The sequence below is a fragment of the Cocleimonas sp. KMM 6892 genome (assembly GCF_035798195.1).
Lineage (GTDB): Bacteria > Pseudomonadota > Gammaproteobacteria > Thiotrichales > Thiotrichaceae > Cocleimonas > Cocleimonas flava.
In genome coordinates this window covers 57,269-75,201 of the sequence record NZ_JAPFBV010000007.1, presented here as the reverse complement: position 1 = coordinate 75,201, position 17,933 = coordinate 57,269, and the positions used below count along the sequence as shown (strand labels likewise).

Here is a 17,933-nt window from a genome sequence, read left to right as displayed (position 1 = left end):
GCTCAGGAAGCCGATATATTCATCAATATAGTCTAAAATCGCAGGGTTAAATCCATCAAAAGCCACCCCCCTACTTATAGGCGTTTTTTTGATATGCGTTTTTTTAGCTCTCGCCTAGATATTGTTTTATTACCTTATCTGCCGAATCCCCTAGCACATCCGCAGTATTTCCGATTTGGTGAATCTTTCCCTGATTGATAAATGCCGTACGCTTGGAGGCACGAAAAGCATCTGTGGGTTGATGGCTAATAAGTAGGGCGGCCATATTTTGTTCTTCAACCATCGCTTTGAGTAAATCAATGATTTCGTCTTTCATCGCTGGGCCCAGCGCCGCTAATGGCTCATCGAGCAGGAGAACGGATTGCTTTCTGACTAATGCTCTGGCTAAAGCAATACGCTGTCGCTGACCACCTGATAACTCTTTTGGACGGCGCTTATGGAAATCAGATAAGCCAACATTTTCCAGTGCATGATGAATATGCTGCTTTTCATCTTGACTGAGTTTCAATGAAGGCTGAATGCCAATAGCCACATTGGTGAACACATCAAGATGAGGGAAAAGATTGTTGTCCTGAAAAACGGTTGTGACAGGTCTTTGGTGAATTTTTAGTGGGGTGATATCCACATCATCAACAATAATGCTGCCCGAGCTTGGCGAATTAAAACCAGCAATTAAATTGAGCAAGGTCGTCTTGCCAGAACCACTCGGGCCGATAATGCTTAGAATTTCTCCCCCCTGAACATCAAGGTTGAATTGCATCTCAGCAGTATTCGCACCTTTTTCATCGTCATCGGCTGAGTGTTTTGGATAGCTGAATTTCAGATTGTCTACGGTTAACATTACATGTCCTTCTGCGTTTTACCGCTAATTATTTTTTCTAAAAGCCAGAAAGTTATGAGGCTGATAATCAGTAAAAAAGCGGCGGTCACTGCTGCTTGAGGTATCTGGTAAGCACCAAGGCGCTGGTAAAGTAATAGCGGCAGTGTGGCTGTTTCCGGGCTGCCAAATAAAGCAATAATACCTAAATCCCCCATGGTGAAAACAGTCACAAGTGCTGCAGATAAGCCCAGCGGTTTTCTTAAAAGAGGAAAGTCTAGATGTTTGAAACGCTGCCAGCCTTTTAAATTCAAGCTGTCGCAAAGTCGTTGATATTTCATTGTGTTTTGTCTGATTTCTGGCCCTAGCGTGCGAATGATAAAGGGAATGCCGAGTAAGCCATTAAGAAGAATGACGATCAAAATCGCCCAATCAAAAACATTGATAAAGTCAGCCAATAGAATAAACAGACCCGTACCGATCACTAATGGTGGCACCACGAAAATAATAGAACCAGAAAGCAATAACCGTTGTGAAAGTTTGTTTTTATTTTGATAGCTTGCTCGAGCACTAGCATTAAGTAAAAACCAGGATAGCACCAGTGAAATAGTTGCTGCACTCAAACCAATTAATAAACTGAATGCAGTCGCCTTCCACAGATTTCTTTCACTGAGTACGCTGATGATTGGGCCTCTTGCTGCATCGATAAAAATAGCGAGAAGAGGGGTACTGACAAACAATATTGCGAATACGATAAACGTGATTTGTAGTATTTTATCTAACTTGCCAGTTTCGGATTGGTGCTTGGCATTTTTGATATTTAGGTCGGGTTCTACATCCGGTATTTTGTTGAAACGAGAAGCAATGGTGGCTACTAGAATCGAAAGCCCGAGTTGTAATAATGCTAAAACAATAGCTTGGGCAGGATCAAAATCAAATCGTAAAGACTGGTAAATGGCGACTTCTAAGGTGGTGCTCTTAGGACCACCACCGAGGGTTAACACGACGGCAAAACTTGTTAAGCACAACATGAAAACTAATAGCGCAACACTGGGTAAACTCTCGCGTAACGCAGGCCATTCGATATGTTTCCATTGCTGGAAGCTATTAAATTTTAATTGTGAAGCGATACGCCAATGCTGTTCAGGAATTTGATTCCAGACAGGCAAGAATAAACGTACAGCGAGCGGTAAATTGAAAAACACATGAGCCAGTAAAATCCCCAAAAGTCCATATAGGTTTGAGCCAATAGGTAGCCAGCCGGATTTTCCGTAAACTGTAATGATTCCAATGACTGCAACAACGGCTGGAACGATTAAAGGCAGCCCAAATAAACTAAGAAAGAAAGAGCGTAAGGGGAAGTTTGGATAACGCGCAAAAGCTCGGGATACGATGATCGCCAAAGCGATGCTTAGCAGTGTCGAGAGGAGTGCTTGCCATAAGCTGAAAAATAAAACTCGGCGAATATAGCTGCTGTTCCATATCTCACTCAAGCTCGCTGTTTGCTCGCCGGAAAGCGTGCCGCTAGCCAAAAACAGACTAAATAAAGGCACCGTGATAAAAGCAATGACCAACAGCGCAACAAAGATTCCGGCTTTCATGGTTTGTATCGATTATCTAACTGGATAATTTATTGAGCTAAAGCATTCAACCATTCACTAACCCATGCTTTACGGTTTTTATTCACCTCATCGCTTGAGAAAATAAGGGCTGGTTCTGGATCAATAAGGGTATTAAATGCTTCTGGTAATTCAGATTTGGCCAGTGCAGCGGGATACATCCAATTCGTTGTTGGAATGATTTTCTGGAATGTTTCGCCTTGAATAAAGCTCAGGAACTTCTTTGCCAGTAATTTGTTTTTACTCGCAGCGATCATTCCGGCTACTTCAATTTGCTGGTAATGACCTTCTGAAAATTTAGCGGCGGCAAAGTTGTTCTTTTCTTCAGCAATCATGTGATATGCAGGTGAGGTGGTGTAGCTTAAAACCAATGGTGCTTCGTCTTTTAAGAATAAACCGTATGCTTCGCTCCATCCTTTACTGACAGTCACAATACGCGGCGCTAGTTTTTCCCATGCTTCTGCGGCTTTATCGCCGTAGACTTTTTTTACCCACAATAATAAGCCTAAACCCGGGGTGCTGGTTCTTGGGTCTTGAATCAAAATCTTCGGTGAGTCTGGGTTTTCAATCAGTGCTTTAAGACTGGTAGGTGGATTCTTTAACTTGTCTTTGTCATAAACAAAAGCAAAGTAGCCGAAGTCGTAAGGGATAAAATGTGAATTTGTCCATTTTTCAGGCAGTGTCGAATTTTCAAGCGCCATTTCGTGTGGGGCAAAGTATCCAGTTGCTTCTGCATTCGCCATTAAATTGGTATCTAAACCCAAAACAATATCGGCTTTGGTGTGTCTGCCTTCGAGCTTCAATCGGCTCAGCAAGGAAACACCGTCTTCTAAAGCAACATAATTTAATGTGCAGTTACAAACTTCTTCAAAAGCTTTTTTGACTTTGGGACCTGGTCCCCAGTCACTGGTAAATGAATCGTAGGTGTAAACATTGAGTGTCGGTTTATCTGCTGATTCGGCTGAAATAGCAGGAATAGATATTGATAACAGCGTGAAACAAATTAAAGAATAGAAAAATCGCACGAAAGGGTCTCCAATAAAAACGGAGAGATGCAGAAGTTTTAAACTGGGTAAACAGCTTCAACTCACATCCCTACGCCGGTACTAACCGGTTCAGGTTCATCGGATCGGTTTTGAAACCTCTCAGCCGTTTGAATGTTGCGCGGCACTCCGTTGAGTTGTTGTAACTATATGTCTAAGTCGTTGATCGAGCAAGTATCCCTATACTATGACAATAAAAAATTGTGCCCATAAAAAAAGCCTTCGATATCGAAGGCTTTTCTAAACTTAAACGAGTTTCGTTATTTTGTTGTATCAACAACTTGAGCTGTTTCCTGCCCAGAATTCTGGGTAATAAACTTCTCTAATGAAGAAATAGCAACAATACCTGGTTGGGCTGCGACTAGTTTTCCTTCTGGATCAAATAGAATAAAAGTTGGAGTGCCTTGAAGTGATTCACCAATGCTTTGCTCCATCCAGATATTCATTTCTACGTAGTTAGTTACCAGGTTGGTGAATTTCATGTCGTATTCTGCGATGAAATCTTCAGCATCTTCAATGCCTCTTACGCCATCAAGAGTGACACCTATGATACGTGCATTTTTAAGCTTTCCATCAAATTCAACCATTTCTGGCATATGACTGCGACATGCAGAACAGCTTGATTCCCAAATCTCTAGGATCGTCCACTTATCTTTTCCAATGTGGTTGTTGATTGAATCTTGCTTACCATTCATATCGGTGAATGCAAATGCATTACTACCAATGATTAGAGCTCCCAACAGCACACTCTTTAATGCTGTCCCAAATATTTTATTTGCTAATGAAAGTCGTATCACAGACAATTTCCTCGTTATATAAATATGTTAACAATACATATTCAATTTTAAATTAAACTTAATTAAAGATGATTTGTGAATTAGATGGCTAAATTAGACAACAGTTCAAAAATATCCAGTGTGCTATTCGATTTAGATGGAACGCTATTGGATACCGCTCCAGACATGACAAATGCCCTAAACCTTCTTTTAGCAGAAGAGGATAAAGCACCTCTAACTACTGCGTTTTGTAGAGATTTCGTATCGCATGGATCGGTTGCGATGGTCACTCTAGGTTTTGGAGAACAACAAAATCCAGATGAATTCGAACGTCGTCGTCTCCGTTTCCTGCATTTATACGAGAGAAACCTGTGTTTGGATACAAAACTTTTCGAAGGGATGGATGAAGTGTTGCTTTTTCTCGAAGAAAACTACATTCGATGGGGTATTGTGACAAATAAACCGGCGTTCTTAACGAATCCATTATTAGAACAGTTGAAGTTATCTCAACGAGCCTGTAGCGTTATTTCGGGTGATACGATTCCTGAAAGAAAGCCAGACCCGGCACCGCTTTATTTAGCAGCCAGTCAATGCGGTAGTCTCGCGACTGAATGTATTTATGTCGGTGATGCCGAACGTGATATTCAAGCGGGCAATCGCGCTAATATGCAAACATTGATTGCGAGTTATGGCTATATCGATGATTCGCAAACACCGGTTAACTGGGGAGCAAACGGCGTAATTGAATATCCTGATGAAATTCTACCCTGGCTTAACTAACTGGGCTTAGGTTTTCTCTGATTAAATACTTTTTTAATAAAGAGTTTTTAGTTAGAGAAAAAATAACAACTATGCACTTAAGTGTTTGATAATTCATTTTTATTTTTATCTGTTGTTTTCTTTGTTGAAGAAAATCCGCTAAAAAGATAATGACTAATATTTGAGCAAATTGTCATGGCGTGTCATTATAGCCGCCAGTCAAATGCTGTGATCCTGGGGGAAGGGCAAACAATGAATATTGGTAAAAGCAGTGCAAAGAGTACATTAATTCAGGTTGTCATTTTTTTAATCGCTTTCGCGTTATTGATTCTTTATAAAAAAGACACAATCGTCGGCATGTACGCATCTGGCGAAATTAGTAAAATCGGCATGATTATCAACGGCATTATCTTTGCCTTGTTCTTTGTCGGTATGTTAAGGATAGTCTTAGTGCTATTTCGCTACATTAACGAGCAAAGAGTGCTCTTTCAGCTGACTGAATACCTAAAAGAAAATGCTCAAGACCCAACCGCAAGACTGCAACAAAATTCTTTGGCTGTTAATCGTTATAAGGCGATTCGCTGGTTAGCCAAGCAAGGCTCACCGATCAATCAGGAAGCGTTGGCATCAAGTTCTAATGCGCACGAGAATTCACGTTTAACCTTAATCCGCTTTGTCCACAGCACATTAATTTTAGCGGGTGTTTTTGGTACCGTTGTTTCGTTATCGATGGCGCTAATCGGCGCGGCTGGTTTGCTTAATTCGCCTGAAGGTGTGAAAGAAATGGGCGCTATTATCAGTGGCATGTCATCTGCACTAAGCTCTACCATTACGGCAATTGTGTGCTTCTTTGTGTTTGCCTATTTTTATCTTCGTTTAAATGATGCGCGCATTCAGTTGTTAACTCAGATTGAAGACATGACCAGCATGTATCTGATCCCAAGTGTTTCTCACACTCAAGAGGGGATGATCAATAAAGTCGCAGAGCTAACCAATGCATTGAATAAAGCGGCAGAAAAGCTCTTGATGGTTGAAGATAGGTTTATGCTCGCTGGAGACCGTTTACAATTAGCTGTTAATGACTTACATGGACAAGTAAAAGGTTCGAGTCTTGATGATATTAAAGATTTGATACGAAAAGGTTTTCACTTGTCCGAGCCTGAATATGATTCTGATAAATCAACAGACCTAAATAAACCTGCAGTAGAATTGGCGAAACAAGCCGAAAGTGATATTAAAGTCGCAGACCTTAAATAGGGAGACTTAGATGAACTACGGTTATCCAGGGTCGAATACCCATTTAGAAAATCACAATGTCAATGAAGAGAGCTTCTGGCCTTCATTTACCGACATCATGATGGTTATTGTGATGGTTTTTCTTTTGGTTACAGTCGCGGTTATTCTCAATAACTGGACGCTTATATCAGAACTAAAGACCAGTATTAATGCACAACACATAGCATCTGATTTAGCAGAAAATCGACAGGAACAAAATCAGACACTTTCAGCCAGACTCAAATCCTTAGAGAAACAACTGGTTACTTTAAATCAAAAATATGAAGTTGAAAAAGCAAGTCTTGCAGATACTCAACAAAAACTTTCCAGTACCACTGAAAATTTAACAGCTAAATCCACCTTACTTACTTCAATTGAAGAGCAGTTAAAGGCGCTAAATACAAGATACGAGACTGAAAAAGCGAATTTACTGAGTACCAGTGAAAAGCTCACCGATACCGATAAGCGTTTACTGGAAACGAATCAGCAATTGGCAACAGCAAAGCAGCAATTGACCGAAAAGTCTGATGCGATCACTGCGTTAAATACCAAACTCACTGCATTAACCACTAAAAATACAAGTACAGAAAATACACTGGCAGAGACGCAATCGAGTCTTAAAGAAACACGGGAAAGTTTAAAAGAAACGCAAGCAAAACTGTTGGCAAGTGAAGAAATCAACACAAAGAATGCGGCACTACTTGCAAGCTTGAAAACAGATTTAGCGTCTGTTACTGCTGAAAAAACGGCACTTTCTGAAGAGGTTGCGGTTCAAAAATCAAACCTTGCTGAAAAAGAGTCGCTGATTAAAGAAAGCACCGCATCCATTGCCGCGTTAAAAACAGATCTATCTCAATCGAGTCAGGAAAATCAAAAGCTTGTTGAGGTGAATGCATCTCAGAAAGAACAGATTGCTACTGTTCTTAATCAGGAAAAGACCTTGAGTGAAAAGCTGGTCGCGAGTGAAACGGCATTAAAAACCTTAGAGCAGTCTAAACAGTCAAAATTAGCTGAAATTGAAAAGCTCAAGACATCTGCGTCGAATAGTGTTGCGATGTTGAAATCCTTACAAAGTGATCGTAGCAGTCTTGATAGTAAATACGGTTCTTTAACCTCGGAACTTGAAAAGACAAATAAGGCGTTAGAACAAGAGCGCGAAACTTCCCAGAATTTGCAACAGCAATTAGCCGCACTTCAAAGCCGTTTAGAAGAAACGCAAAGCGATAAAGAGCAACAGGGCACAGTAGAGCAAACACTGACACAACAACTGGAAGAGAAAGCAAAAGAGCTGGCTAAACTTACGGCCAGTGTTGAAGAGTCACAGGAGCTGTTAAAGGCTAAAGAAGAGCAAATCGCAGCACTTAAAGTAGATCAGGAAGAAGGGAATAGCCAGCTTAGAAGCCTTCAGGGTGAGTACGATACGCTGGATAGCAAATATCAAAAGTTGTTGCGACCTGCGCGTTCATCAAAAGGTAAGTATATTGCCAGTGTGACCTATAAAAAGAGGGGCGGTAAAAAGGTTATCAGATTGAAAACCAGCCCGAATGGTAGCTATAAAACGGTAACGGCAAAACAGTTAGCCAGCGGTTTAGAGGCATTAAAAAAGAAGCACAAAGAGAATCTATACATCAAAGTTGTGATTCCTGAGAACAGTGGTTTGTCTTATAACGAAGCGTGGAAGTTTACGAGCAACTTACAACGTAAATACGATTATTACTTCCAGAACTAATTAATCATTATGCATCTGACCAAACGGCATATTCATTGCCGTTTGGATCGGTAAAGTGAAAACGTCTGCCGCCAGGAAATGAGAAAATTGCTTCGCTGATTTCCCCGGTAGATTGTTCAATCTTTTCCTGAGTACTTTCTAGATCATTACTGTAAAACACCACTAAAGCGCTTCCGTTTTTAGTGCAAACATTAAGTTCTGATTTATAGAATCCCCCATCAATACCCGCATTATGGATGGCTGTGTACTCTGGTCCAAAATCTTCAAATGTCCATGCAAACACATCGCTGAAAAATGATTTGGCTTTTTCGATATCTTTCGCTGGTAGTTCAATGTAGTTGATCTTTTCGTGTTGCTTACTGGTATTACTGGTGTTACTGGTGTTTTGGGACATATTCAACCTCACTTAACTCTATTGTTTTATTTTATGAGAACCGCATGGATGTTAATGCTTGGTTCTATTAAACACGATTAATTACTATAAAACACGGGCAAAAAAATACACCCCCCTACTTACAGGCCTTTTTTTAAATAAAGGCCTGTAAGTAGGGGGGTGTATTAGGTTTATTTTATTTGTTAACGTTTATTACAGTTTATTGAGTCACGTTAACTTCGACAATCGCAGACCCGTTATGACCATGATTATCATGCACACCGTAGTAGAAAGAATCAGTGCCGATATAACCAGCGTCTGGCGTATAAAACACTCCGCCATCTTGTTTAACGATGGTGCCATGCTGTGGGGTATCAACTTGATCGAGCACAAGTACGTCGCCATCAGCATCTGAATCATTACCCAATAAATCGATAAATACTGTTGCCCCTTGTGAGGTCGTAGCCGTATCTGGGACTACATTGGGCCAGTTATCATTATTATCGTCGGGGTCAACACTCGCTACCGTTACGCCTTCTGTGCTTAAGCCACCGTGCTGATCTGAAACGGTGTAGATAAATGAATGACTGCCGACATTGCCTTGTGGGTCATAGCTCACTGTATTGTCGCTATTCACATACGCTTCGCCCAAAGCAGGCTGGGAAACAGAAACAACCGTTAATTGATCACATTCTGCATCGCTATCATTAGACAATACATCAATAGTGACGACGTCATAATTATTTGTTGAAACGGCGTCTTGAAGAACATCCGGAGCAGTATTCGGCGAATGTCTTTGTGCATCTGTACCGACAAACACCGTTCTTGATTCAGCACTGCTATTACCCGCAGAATCTGTTACAAAGAAACTCTGTGTGTAACAACCTGCAATATTGGTATTAATATCGTTTGATTCTAAAACCTGATCGCTGATGTCGCCGTCAACATCATCGATAGCTAATGCGCCCGGATCATTAAACGATTCGCCTAATGCTAGCAATAAAGGTGTCGAACCGCGCATGTATAGCGTTGGGGAAGTGGTGTCATTTGGTTGGTTTGCGGTATTAACAGGGTTATTAACACTGTTGTTTGAACTGCTGCTACTGCCGCCTCCACCACAAGCCTGAAGTTGCAATAAAGCAACAGGGATGAGTGTGTATGACAGTAGTTTACGTAATTTCATTATATCTTCCATTGTGTTTTTGGGGGTCTTAATAGGTATAGAAATAGGGATAAACGGTTCATTTGTCTGTACTTAATAATCATGCAAGCCTTGCATCTGCAGCGGTGAAAACCTAGACTCCATGCTTTAAAAAATACAACGAGGGGAAGACTATGCCTAAGGCAAATGAACTAAAACGTGGAATGATTATAGAATTCGATGGCGTTCCACATGCCGTAAAGAGCGTAGACTGCAAAAGCCCATCTTCTCGTGGTGCATCAACTTATTACAAGATCCGTTATAACAATCTACAGACAGGCATGAAGCGTGATGAATCGCATAAAGCGGAAGAGATGCTCAAAGAAGCCGATTGCCAGCGCGTTAAAGTTTCATTTTCATATATGGATGGCGATAATTATGTGTTTATGGATAACGAAGATTATTCGCAACACTCCTTGAATAAAGATGATCTGGGTGACCAAGTAGGTTATATCACCGAGGGTATGGAAGAAATCACAGCATTATTGCTCGAAGGCAATATCATCGGTGTTGTTCTGCCATCTACGGTATCTTTAGAAGTGACGGATACCGCGCCAAGACTTAAAGGCGCAAGCGCAACAAACCGAAATAAGCCGGCTACTTTAAGCACGGGTATTGAAGTGCAAGTGCCAGAATATCTGGAGACCGGTGAAATTATCAAAGTGAATACCGGAACAGGTAAGTTCATGTCTAGAGACAATGAGTGATTTGTCTCTGATTTTATATTCCGTATTTTAAGCTAATGTCCTAAATATAGGACCATCAATAATGGCTCTATAAAAAAGTATCAATAAAAAAACGCCCCTAGCTCTGCATAAATTCTATTTACGTTTTCAAAGAACGAAAACGTAATATCATTCAAAGTAGGGGGGACTTTAGGTTATCTTTCTACTTAACATACTTAAGTGGTAATGCCCCCGTATCCACCACGCGCCGCATTACAAAGCTTGATGTTACACTGCTTACACCTGGAATAGTGGTAATGTGATTGAGTAAAAATTCCTGATACGCCTCCATGTCGGGCACCACAACTTTGATGGTGTAGTCCGCGTCCTGGCCGGTAATAAGATAACATTCGATCACTTCTTCGTAAGTTTTGAGTTGGGCTTCAAACACTTCGAATTTTTTAGGCGTATGACGATCCATTCCAATTTGAATGATTGCAGTGATATCCAGCCCTAGCTTCTTACGATCCAGTAATGTCACTCTTTTTTCGATAATGCCATTCTCTTCAAGAATCTTTACCCGACGTAAACAGGGTGAAGCAGATAGTCCGATTTTTTCTGCGAGTTCCTGATTGCTTAAGCCTCCATCAATTTGTAATTCCTGAAGGATTTTAACGTCAAAAGCATCTAATTGGATTTTGGATGTCATGATTTATCTAGTATCTAGTTTAATATTGCTAGAAAATAACAAAATTTGATAATAAATGCCAATTTAAGATAAATTAATGAATTATTCGCAAAGTAATTGCGTGGTTTTTTGCTTATCATTCCACTTATAGAATCTAATCAATATTAATCAGGATTAAACTGGAAATTGTTATGAAAGCTGGCTTCGACCATAAAAAATATAAACCATTCGCTCCGATCGAGATGCCTAATCGTGCATGGCCTAATCGTTCGATAACACAAGCACCAAACTGGTGTAGTGTGGACCTGCGCGATGGCAATCAGGCTTTGCCGAATCCGATGAATGTCGAGCAGAAAACTCGCATGTTCAAGCTATTGCTTGAATTGGGTTTCAAAGAGATTGAAGTGGGTTTCCCGTCGGCTTCGCAGGCAGATTTTGATTTTGTAAGAGTCCTAATCGAAGAGAATATGATTCCTGATGATGTAACCATTCAGGTACTAACCCAGGCACGTGAAGATTTGATTTCGCGCAGCTACGAGTCATTGGTAGGCGTTAAACAAGCGATTGTGCACGTTTATAACTCGACTTCGTTTGTACAGCGCGAGCAAGTGTTCAGACGCGACAAGCAAGGCATTACTGATATCGCGTTGAATGGTGCGAGCTTGGTGAAATCGTATGCTGAAAAATACCCTGAAACACAATGGAGCTTTCAGTATTCTCCTGAAAGTTTCAGTCAGACAGAATTAGATTATGCGGTTGATGTGTGTAGTCAGGTAATTGATGTCTGGCAAAAGGATAATAAAGACCAACGTGTGATTATTAATCTACCTGCAACGGTCGAGTCTGCAATGCCGAATGTGTTTGCCGATCAAATCGAGTGGTTTTGCAACAATATTCCACAACGTGACAGTATTGAAATCAGTTTGCATACGCATAACGATCGTGGTTGTGGAATCGCTGCTGCAGAAATGGGTATTTTGGCGGGCGCGGATCGTATCGAAGGGACATTGCTAGGTAATGGTGAGCGTACCGGCAATATGGATATCGTGACTATGGCGATGAATTTGTATTCGCAAGGCATCGACCCCGAATTAGATTTAAGTAATATGGCTGAAATAGTGGAGTGCGTAGAATATTGTACGCAGTTGCCGGTTCATCCGCGACATGCATGGGCAGGAGAGTTAGTTTACACGGCATTTTCAGGCAGTCATCAAGACGCGATTCGTAAGTCTATCGACTTCCATAATGAAAATGGACGCGAACATTGGAATGTCGCCTACTTGCCGATTGATCCTCGCGATATTGGCCGCGAATACGAAGAAGTGGTGCGTATCAATAGCCAGTCAGGCAAAGGTGGTGTGGCATTAGTATTAGAACGTGACTTTGGTATCACATTGCCTAAATGGATGCATGGTGAATTGAGTGTGTTGGTACAAGCGCATGTGGATAAAAGCGGTGAAGAAATTACACCAGCGAAAATTCATGAGATTTTCCAGAGCAACTTTATTCAGGTGTCAGATTTATGGACACTAAGAGACTATTCAATCAAGACTAAAGAAGATTATGTCGAACTTGAATTTAACATCGGTCAATCTCCCGCCTTTAAAGGTGCAGGCAAAGGCGCATTCGAAGCAATGGTCGATGCAGTGAAAAGGCGTTCCAGTATGAATATACGCGTACTTCACTTTGATGAATTCGCATTAACCGAAGGAACACGCTCTGATGCAATTGCGGCTGTAGCAATAGAAGTAGAAGATAAAATATACAGTGCCTGCGCGATTGATGAAGATATTACTAAAGCGGGTTTACAGGCTTTGTTATCGGCAATGGATTCTGCGGTTAAATTAGAACAACTTGCGAAAGCCGTGTAAAACTTAACTGATCTTTAGTTTGAAGTGAGTTTGAACTTTAAAAAGTACAGACGAAAAAAAACCACCCAGTAGGGTGGTTTTTTTATTCTTCTTATTATTCGAATTATCTTCCGAATAATTTACCAGCAAGGCCGATAGCGCCGCTGATACCACCGATAGAATCGAGAAGTGATCCGCCGCTACTTGCCTGATCCATCATCTGTGGCATCGCATCGCGTAATCCGCCGACAGCTTCTGTCTCGCTCATACCTAACTGTGATGCAAATTCAGAGATTTTGTCAGCACCGAAAAGATCAGTCACATCGCTATCCGCCATTTCCTGATTTTCGCCGTCTCCAAGGAAAGAAGCAGCCATCTCAGCCATTCCGCCGCTTTGCATTTTGCCAAGCAGAGAGCCGATGTCTAATCCGCCTTCTTCACTATCGCCAGTAAGGCCAGAAAGTGCAGAAGTTAAAGATCCAAGATCAAGGCCACTGCCTGCTTCACCACTACGTTGGCTATTCATAAATGCCGAAGCACCCATTTTTAAAAGATCGCCCATGTCCATAATATTATCCTTTAGATTAATTAATACTTGTTTCAACAAATATAAGTGTTACTTGTTGAATTTAGGTTCAATTAGTCTTGAGGAATACGTAGCATTTGACCCGGGAATATAAGGTCAGGGTTTTGGATGACTTCTTTGTTAGCTTCAAAAATTTCAGGGTGACGGTTACCGTCCCCATAAGCATTCTGGGCTATTTTCCAAAGACTATCGCCTTTCTTAACTTCGTAATATTCAACAGTAACAGTTTGAGCTGGAGCAGTGACTTCATCGGCATGAACTTCTTCGATGCCTAAAGCATTACCGGCCATTAGAATGACTTTTTCCAGTGCGCTGGGGTCATCTGTTTCGCCTTTGATAGTTGCGACTCCGTCTTTAACGTCGACTTCAAGGTTGCTAATACCAGGGTTATCTTCTTCGATATGTTTTTTTAATTTTTCTGGCGCTTCATCTTCGCTGCCAAAAATTTTCTTACCAATATTCTTGGCAAAGCTTAATAGACCCATTGTAAATCTCCTTTGATTTAATTAATTTGTGAATTCTAATGATAGTTTATATTTATCAGAATTACACAGCTATCATAGGGTTATATTCATGTATTTCAAGGTCATTGAATTAAATGCTTGTTGGCAACACGTTAGGCAGCATAGCTGGGCAAGATAGTGCCAGCTTATAAACGAATTCAAAAAAAGTGCCCCAAAGTAAGGGGGTGCCAATACTTAACGCATAATTAGATATGATCAGCTAAACGTAATCAGCACAATATTTGGCTTTTAAAGAAATGAGCCAAATTTAACAAAGCGTTTGTGCCAATAGGCGTTATCCATAGAAGCGACAGTGACGCGTTTTCCGCTTGAGGGAGCATGCACAAACTTTCGGTTGCCTATGTAGACGCCAACATGATTGGTTCTGGCGCCGGTCTTAAAAAATAGCATATCGCCGGGTTGTAATTGCTGGTAAGGAATGGTGCGGCTGCGGTCTCTTTGGTTTGCTGTGGTTCTTGGAATATTCATTCCTAAGGCATTCTTATGAACATACGTCATGAGTCCACTGCAATCGAACCCTTTTTGTGGTGAGTCACCCCCCCACTTATAGCGGGTTCCTATGGCGCTTGTTGCAATTTGTACCATTCTGTTGCGAGCAGGATTAACATCATAAACAGCTGACTGTTGAGTCTGCTGTGAAAACTGAGGGCGTGATGCCTGCTGTGAAGATGACTGTGGTGCAGAGTTTTGCACCTGTCTTCGAGATGGTGATTGTTGTGAGTAGCGTTGACCTTGTTGCTGTGCTCTTTGTTGCTGTGCGCTTTGTTGTTGCACGGCTGTCTGTTGTTGATTGCTCTGGGGCTGTTGGTAATGGGTATATCGACCCTGAGAACAGGCTGATATTAATTGGGTTAAAACGATTAAGCTTAACAGGGCGCTTAATTTCTTCATTGCTATTTACTCTTATTATCATTTTTCTGTGCACATAAAATGCACATAAGAAAGGAAGAATGAGTCTCAGTAAATGAATTAGAGACCATTAAAGATGATAAGAGTACTTGGTCAATGGTTACTGTATGCTGAATCAAAATGAACTTAATTGATTCTAAGCTTGCTAATCATTATGAATTTTTCATGATTTCAACCTAGTAATTAATAAATTATGAGTAACAGTGCGTTTTAGAGAGAATCTTAAGTATGTTTATTAAATTAACTTAAACATAATCTCATACAGTGATGTGTAAATTATTGTAGAATCCATAACACTAATTAGAAAACTGCTTCAGGGTTTAGTTTAGAACTTAACAAACTGAAAACAGTCATAAGCTATTAGTCATATTTCCGGGGCTTTCCTTTGTCAGACAATAAAGACAAACCATTTGATACATTAAACCTCTCCGAGGTTTCAGATATTGTTACCGATTCCGCAGATGATGCTGTGGACGTCGAAAACACTGTGGACGTTGATAACAGCACTGAGCATGATGACCTTGAGCCACATGCGTTGGCAGAAGAAGATGCTGATTTAACAGAACAAGCTGTTCCACCCAGAAAACGTACGGTATTCGGCATTATCTTAGGCGTATTTAAAGGTTTATGGCGCGTATCCAGAATTGCTATTTTAATCGGTATTGTGATTGGTTCATTACTGACTGCAGCCTATGTTTTACAACAGGATGAACTGGTTCGATCGCAGTTTGAAGGTAAGCGTTGGGCATTGCCAGCACGAGTTTTTGCAAGACCATTGGAAATTTACGAAGGTCAGAGTTTAAAGCCGGAAAATCTACAGAAAGAACTTCAATTGCTGGGTTACAGCTATGTAACTCATCTGGTCGGTACGGGACAATTCACCAAAGATAAAAAAGGACTGTTCTCTATTCAAACGCGTGGTTTTAAGTTTGCTCAGGATCAGGAAATTTCACGCAGAATCAGTATCCAGATTAAAAAAGATAAGATCGTCAAATTATTGAATACAGAGAGTAATGAGCCATTAACCTTAATGCGCCTCGAGCCTGTTTTAATTGGTAATTTCTATCCACAGCACAATGAAGACCGAGTATTGGTAAAGCTTGATGACGTCACGCCGTTACTAGCAAAAGGTCTGGTGGCTGTTGAAGATAAGAAATTTTACGATCATTTTGGGGTTAATCCAAAATCTATTGTTCGCGCAGTGTTGGCTAATGCCGAAGCAGGTCGAAGAGTTCAGGGTGCAAGTACGCTGACGCAACAGTTGGTGAAAAACTTCTTTTTAACCAGCGAAAAAAGTTATAAGCGTAAAGCGCAAGAAGCCATCATGGCGATGCTGCTTGAGGTGCATTACGATAAAGATGAAATTCTCGAAGCCTATTTGAATGAAATTTATCTGGGGCAAAACGGTAAACGTGCGATACATGGTTTCGGTTTAGCGTCTCAGTTTTATTTCAATAAGCCGATTAGTGAATTAAGCACAGAACAGGTCGCACTGTTAATTGGTTTGGCAAAAGGTCCATCGGTTTACAATCCAAGATCCCATCCTAAAAGAGCAATGGAACGTCGTAACCTAGTGTTGGATGTGATGGCGAGGGAAGGCGTTCTGGAAGAAGAGAAAGTCGCTGTTCTTAAGAAAAAACCTTTGGGTGTGAATACCTTTGCGCCACCGAGTGTGAGTCCTTTTCCTTCTTATTTAGAACTGGTGCGTAAGCAATTACAAAGAGATTACAACGAGAAAGATTTGAATTCCGAAGGATTACTGATCTTTACTTCGATGGATCCTATCGTTCAAATCACGGCTGAAAAGGTATTAAAGAAACGTATCGAGCAGCTCGAAAAATCCAAGCGCATGGAGAAAGATAAACTCAATGGTGCGATGGTGGTTAGTAGCGCTCAGGGCAGTGAAGTATTGGCTGTGGTGGGTGGTCGTGATGCACGTTTTGCTGGTTACAATCGTGCCTTAAGCGCTTCACGCCAAATAGGTTCGTTGATTAAACCAGTCGTTTATCTTTCTGCAATTGAGTCGGGTGAATATACCTTGGCTAGTCCGGTTGATGCAGGTCCTGTGACAGTTCGTTTATCCAAAACAAAAACCTGGAAACCGAAAAACTACAGCGGAAAAGATTTAGGCATTGTTCCATTTGAAGAAGGTCTGGTTAAATCTCTTAATACGCCGACGGTGCGTATCGGTATAACTTTAGGTCTGGAACAGGTTATTCGTACCTTGCATAATCTGGGTTTAAATCATGAAGTCACAGAGAACCCCTCTTTATTGTTGGGCGCTTTACAGTTAACGCCGATGGAAGTGCAACAGATTTATCAAACATTGGCAGCCGGTGGAAGTTATACGCCGTTAAAGGCAATCCGAAGTGTGATGAATTCATACGGTGAAACGCTCAAGAGTTATCCACTAAAAGTTCGACAGGTTGCCAAAGAAGAATCGGTTTATTTGTTAACTTACGCGATGAATAAAGTCACCAAAGAAGGCACGGCACGTTACTTAAGTCATGCCTTGCCTGCTTGGAAAAATTCTGCGGGTAAAACAGGCACAACCAATAAAAATGTAGATAGTTGGTACGCTGGGTTCACGGGCCAACACGTGGTGTCTGTCTGGGTCGGTCGAGATGACAACAAGCCTACGGGTTTCACAGGGGCTGCTGGCGCGTTACGCGTATGGGCTGATTTCATGAAAGAGATTCCGACTAAGCCATTTAAGCCAGTTAGACCTAAAGGTATTAAGTTTATGAAGGTTGATACGGTTACGGGTCTGATTTTTAATCCATCGTGTGGAAAATCTCATACAGTGCCGTTCTTTGCCGGAACAGAGCCTAACGAAATCAGTGAATGCGTTCCTGAAATACAGTATGAAATTAGTAGCGAGTCTACAAATAATTCAGCAGGTGCACCTGTTTGGCAAGGCAACAATAGTGCGAATAGCGCACCTAATAATCAAAATCGTCAAAATAGAAATCAGACCGATCAAATGAATTTGTCTGGTAATGGATTGGCAAAGAAAAAAGCCATTCAATGGAGTGATAAACAAAAACAACAAGCACCTGTTGATGATGGTCCAATTTGGAGTGGTCAGTTATAAGCTGTCATATATTGGTTGCTTATTG

The 17,933-nt window shown here is 41.1% G+C and carries 16 protein-coding genes and 1 riboswitch; of the genes, 6 read left to right on the top strand and 10 right to left on the bottom strand.

Features of this window, described 5'->3' with window-relative positions:
- Window positions 1-103: 103 nt before the first annotated feature.
- The 4 genes from OO007_RS17930 to OO007_RS17915 form a co-directional block, all read right to left on the bottom strand.
- On the bottom strand, window positions 104-841 hold the full coding sequence (locus tag OO007_RS17930) for a thiamine ABC transporter ATP-binding protein (RefSeq protein ID WP_325809836.1): 738 nt from the start codon (window positions 839-841) through the stop codon (window positions 104-106).
- A complete protein-coding gene (gene thiP, locus OO007_RS17925; protein ID WP_325809835.1) occupies window positions 841-2,418 on the bottom strand; it encodes a thiamine/thiamine pyrophosphate ABC transporter permease in 1,578 nt (525 codons plus the stop codon). Before thiP ends, OO007_RS17930 begins: the two co-directional genes overlap by 1 nt.
- Before the next feature lie 29 nt (window positions 2,419-2,447).
- A complete protein-coding gene (thiB, locus tag OO007_RS17920; RefSeq protein ID WP_325809834.1) occupies window positions 2,448-3,461 on the bottom strand; it encodes a thiamine ABC transporter substrate binding subunit in 1,014 nt (337 codons plus the stop codon).
- A 49-nt stretch (window positions 3,462-3,510) separates the two neighbouring features.
- Window positions 3,511-3,621, bottom strand: a riboswitch (TPP riboswitch).
- A gap of 118 nt (window positions 3,622-3,739) precedes the next feature.
- Window positions 3,740-4,219, bottom strand: coding sequence for a TlpA family protein disulfide reductase (locus tag OO007_RS17915; protein ID WP_325809833.1), 480 nt, complete (start codon window positions 4,217-4,219; stop codon window positions 3,740-3,742).
- A gap of 141 nt (window positions 4,220-4,360) precedes the next feature.
- Here OO007_RS17915 and OO007_RS17910 point away from each other — a divergent pair, with 141 nt between their 5' ends.
- From OO007_RS17910 to OO007_RS17900, 3 genes are all read left to right on the top strand, one after another.
- Complete coding sequence (locus OO007_RS17910; protein WP_325809832.1) at window positions 4,361-5,035, top strand: HAD-IA family hydrolase; 675 nt, start codon at window positions 4,361-4,363, stop codon at window positions 5,033-5,035.
- A gap of 231 nt (window positions 5,036-5,266) precedes the next feature.
- Window positions 5,267-6,271: a MotA/TolQ/ExbB proton channel family protein gene (locus OO007_RS17905; protein ID WP_165874584.1), complete on the top strand. Its 1,005-nt coding sequence runs from the start codon at window positions 5,267-5,269 to the stop codon at window positions 6,269-6,271.
- Window positions 6,272-6,281: 10 nt separating this feature from the next.
- The gene (locus OO007_RS17900; RefSeq protein WP_325809831.1) at window positions 6,282-8,018 is read left to right on the top strand and encodes a hypothetical protein; all 1,737 of its coding nucleotides are present in this window, start codon (window positions 6,282-6,284) and stop codon (window positions 8,016-8,018) included.
- A 7-nt stretch (window positions 8,019-8,025) separates the two neighbouring features.
- Here OO007_RS17900 and OO007_RS17895 read toward each other — a convergent pair whose 3' ends face one another.
- Together OO007_RS17895 and OO007_RS17890 are read right to left on the bottom strand one after the other, a co-directional pair.
- A complete protein-coding gene (locus OO007_RS17895) occupies window positions 8,026-8,412 on the bottom strand; it encodes a VOC family protein (RefSeq protein ID WP_325809830.1) in 387 nt (128 codons plus the stop codon).
- Window positions 8,413-8,611: 199 nt separating this feature from the next.
- Window positions 8,612-9,574, bottom strand: a complete 963-nt coding sequence (locus tag OO007_RS17890; RefSeq protein WP_325809829.1) for an Ig-like domain-containing protein — start codon at window positions 9,572-9,574, stop codon at window positions 8,612-8,614.
- 152 nt (window positions 9,575-9,726) lie between these two features.
- On the opposite strand from OO007_RS17890, the gene efpL reads away from it, so the two are divergent.
- A complete protein-coding gene (efpL, locus tag OO007_RS17885) occupies window positions 9,727-10,299 on the top strand; it encodes an elongation factor P-like protein EfpL (RefSeq protein WP_299877256.1) in 573 nt (190 codons plus the stop codon).
- A 181-nt stretch (window positions 10,300-10,480) separates the two neighbouring features.
- Here efpL and OO007_RS17880 read toward each other — a convergent pair whose 3' ends face one another.
- Complete coding sequence (locus OO007_RS17880) at window positions 10,481-10,966, bottom strand: Lrp/AsnC family transcriptional regulator (protein WP_131903927.1); 486 nt, start codon at window positions 10,964-10,966, stop codon at window positions 10,481-10,483.
- A 170-nt stretch (window positions 10,967-11,136) separates the two neighbouring features.
- Here OO007_RS17880 and OO007_RS17875 point away from each other — a divergent pair, with 170 nt between their 5' ends.
- Window positions 11,137-12,816 (top strand): 2-isopropylmalate synthase, encoded by a 1,680-nt coding sequence (locus tag OO007_RS17875; protein WP_131903925.1) that lies wholly within the window; start codon window positions 11,137-11,139, stop codon window positions 12,814-12,816.
- A 103-nt stretch (window positions 12,817-12,919) separates the two neighbouring features.
- Here the strand turns inward: OO007_RS17875 and OO007_RS17870 are convergent, their stop codons facing one another.
- From OO007_RS17870 to OO007_RS17860, 3 genes are all read right to left on the bottom strand, one after another.
- Window positions 12,920-13,363: a YidB family protein gene (locus OO007_RS17870; protein ID WP_131903923.1), complete on the bottom strand. Its 444-nt coding sequence runs from the start codon at window positions 13,361-13,363 to the stop codon at window positions 12,920-12,922.
- 71 nt (window positions 13,364-13,434) lie between these two features.
- Complete coding sequence (gene lysM, locus OO007_RS17865) at window positions 13,435-13,866, bottom strand: peptidoglycan-binding protein LysM (protein ID WP_131903921.1); 432 nt, start codon at window positions 13,864-13,866, stop codon at window positions 13,435-13,437.
- Between the two features lie 267 nt (window positions 13,867-14,133).
- Window positions 14,134-14,796: a C40 family peptidase gene (locus OO007_RS17860; protein ID WP_325809828.1), complete on the bottom strand. Its 663-nt coding sequence runs from the start codon at window positions 14,794-14,796 to the stop codon at window positions 14,134-14,136.
- 403 nt (window positions 14,797-15,199) lie between these two features.
- Between OO007_RS17860 and mrcB the strand changes: the two genes are divergently transcribed.
- Window positions 15,200-17,908, top strand: coding sequence for a penicillin-binding protein 1B (gene mrcB / locus OO007_RS17855; protein WP_325809827.1), 2,709 nt, complete (start codon window positions 15,200-15,202; stop codon window positions 17,906-17,908).
- The last annotated feature ends 25 nt before the right edge of the window (window positions 17,909-17,933 follow it).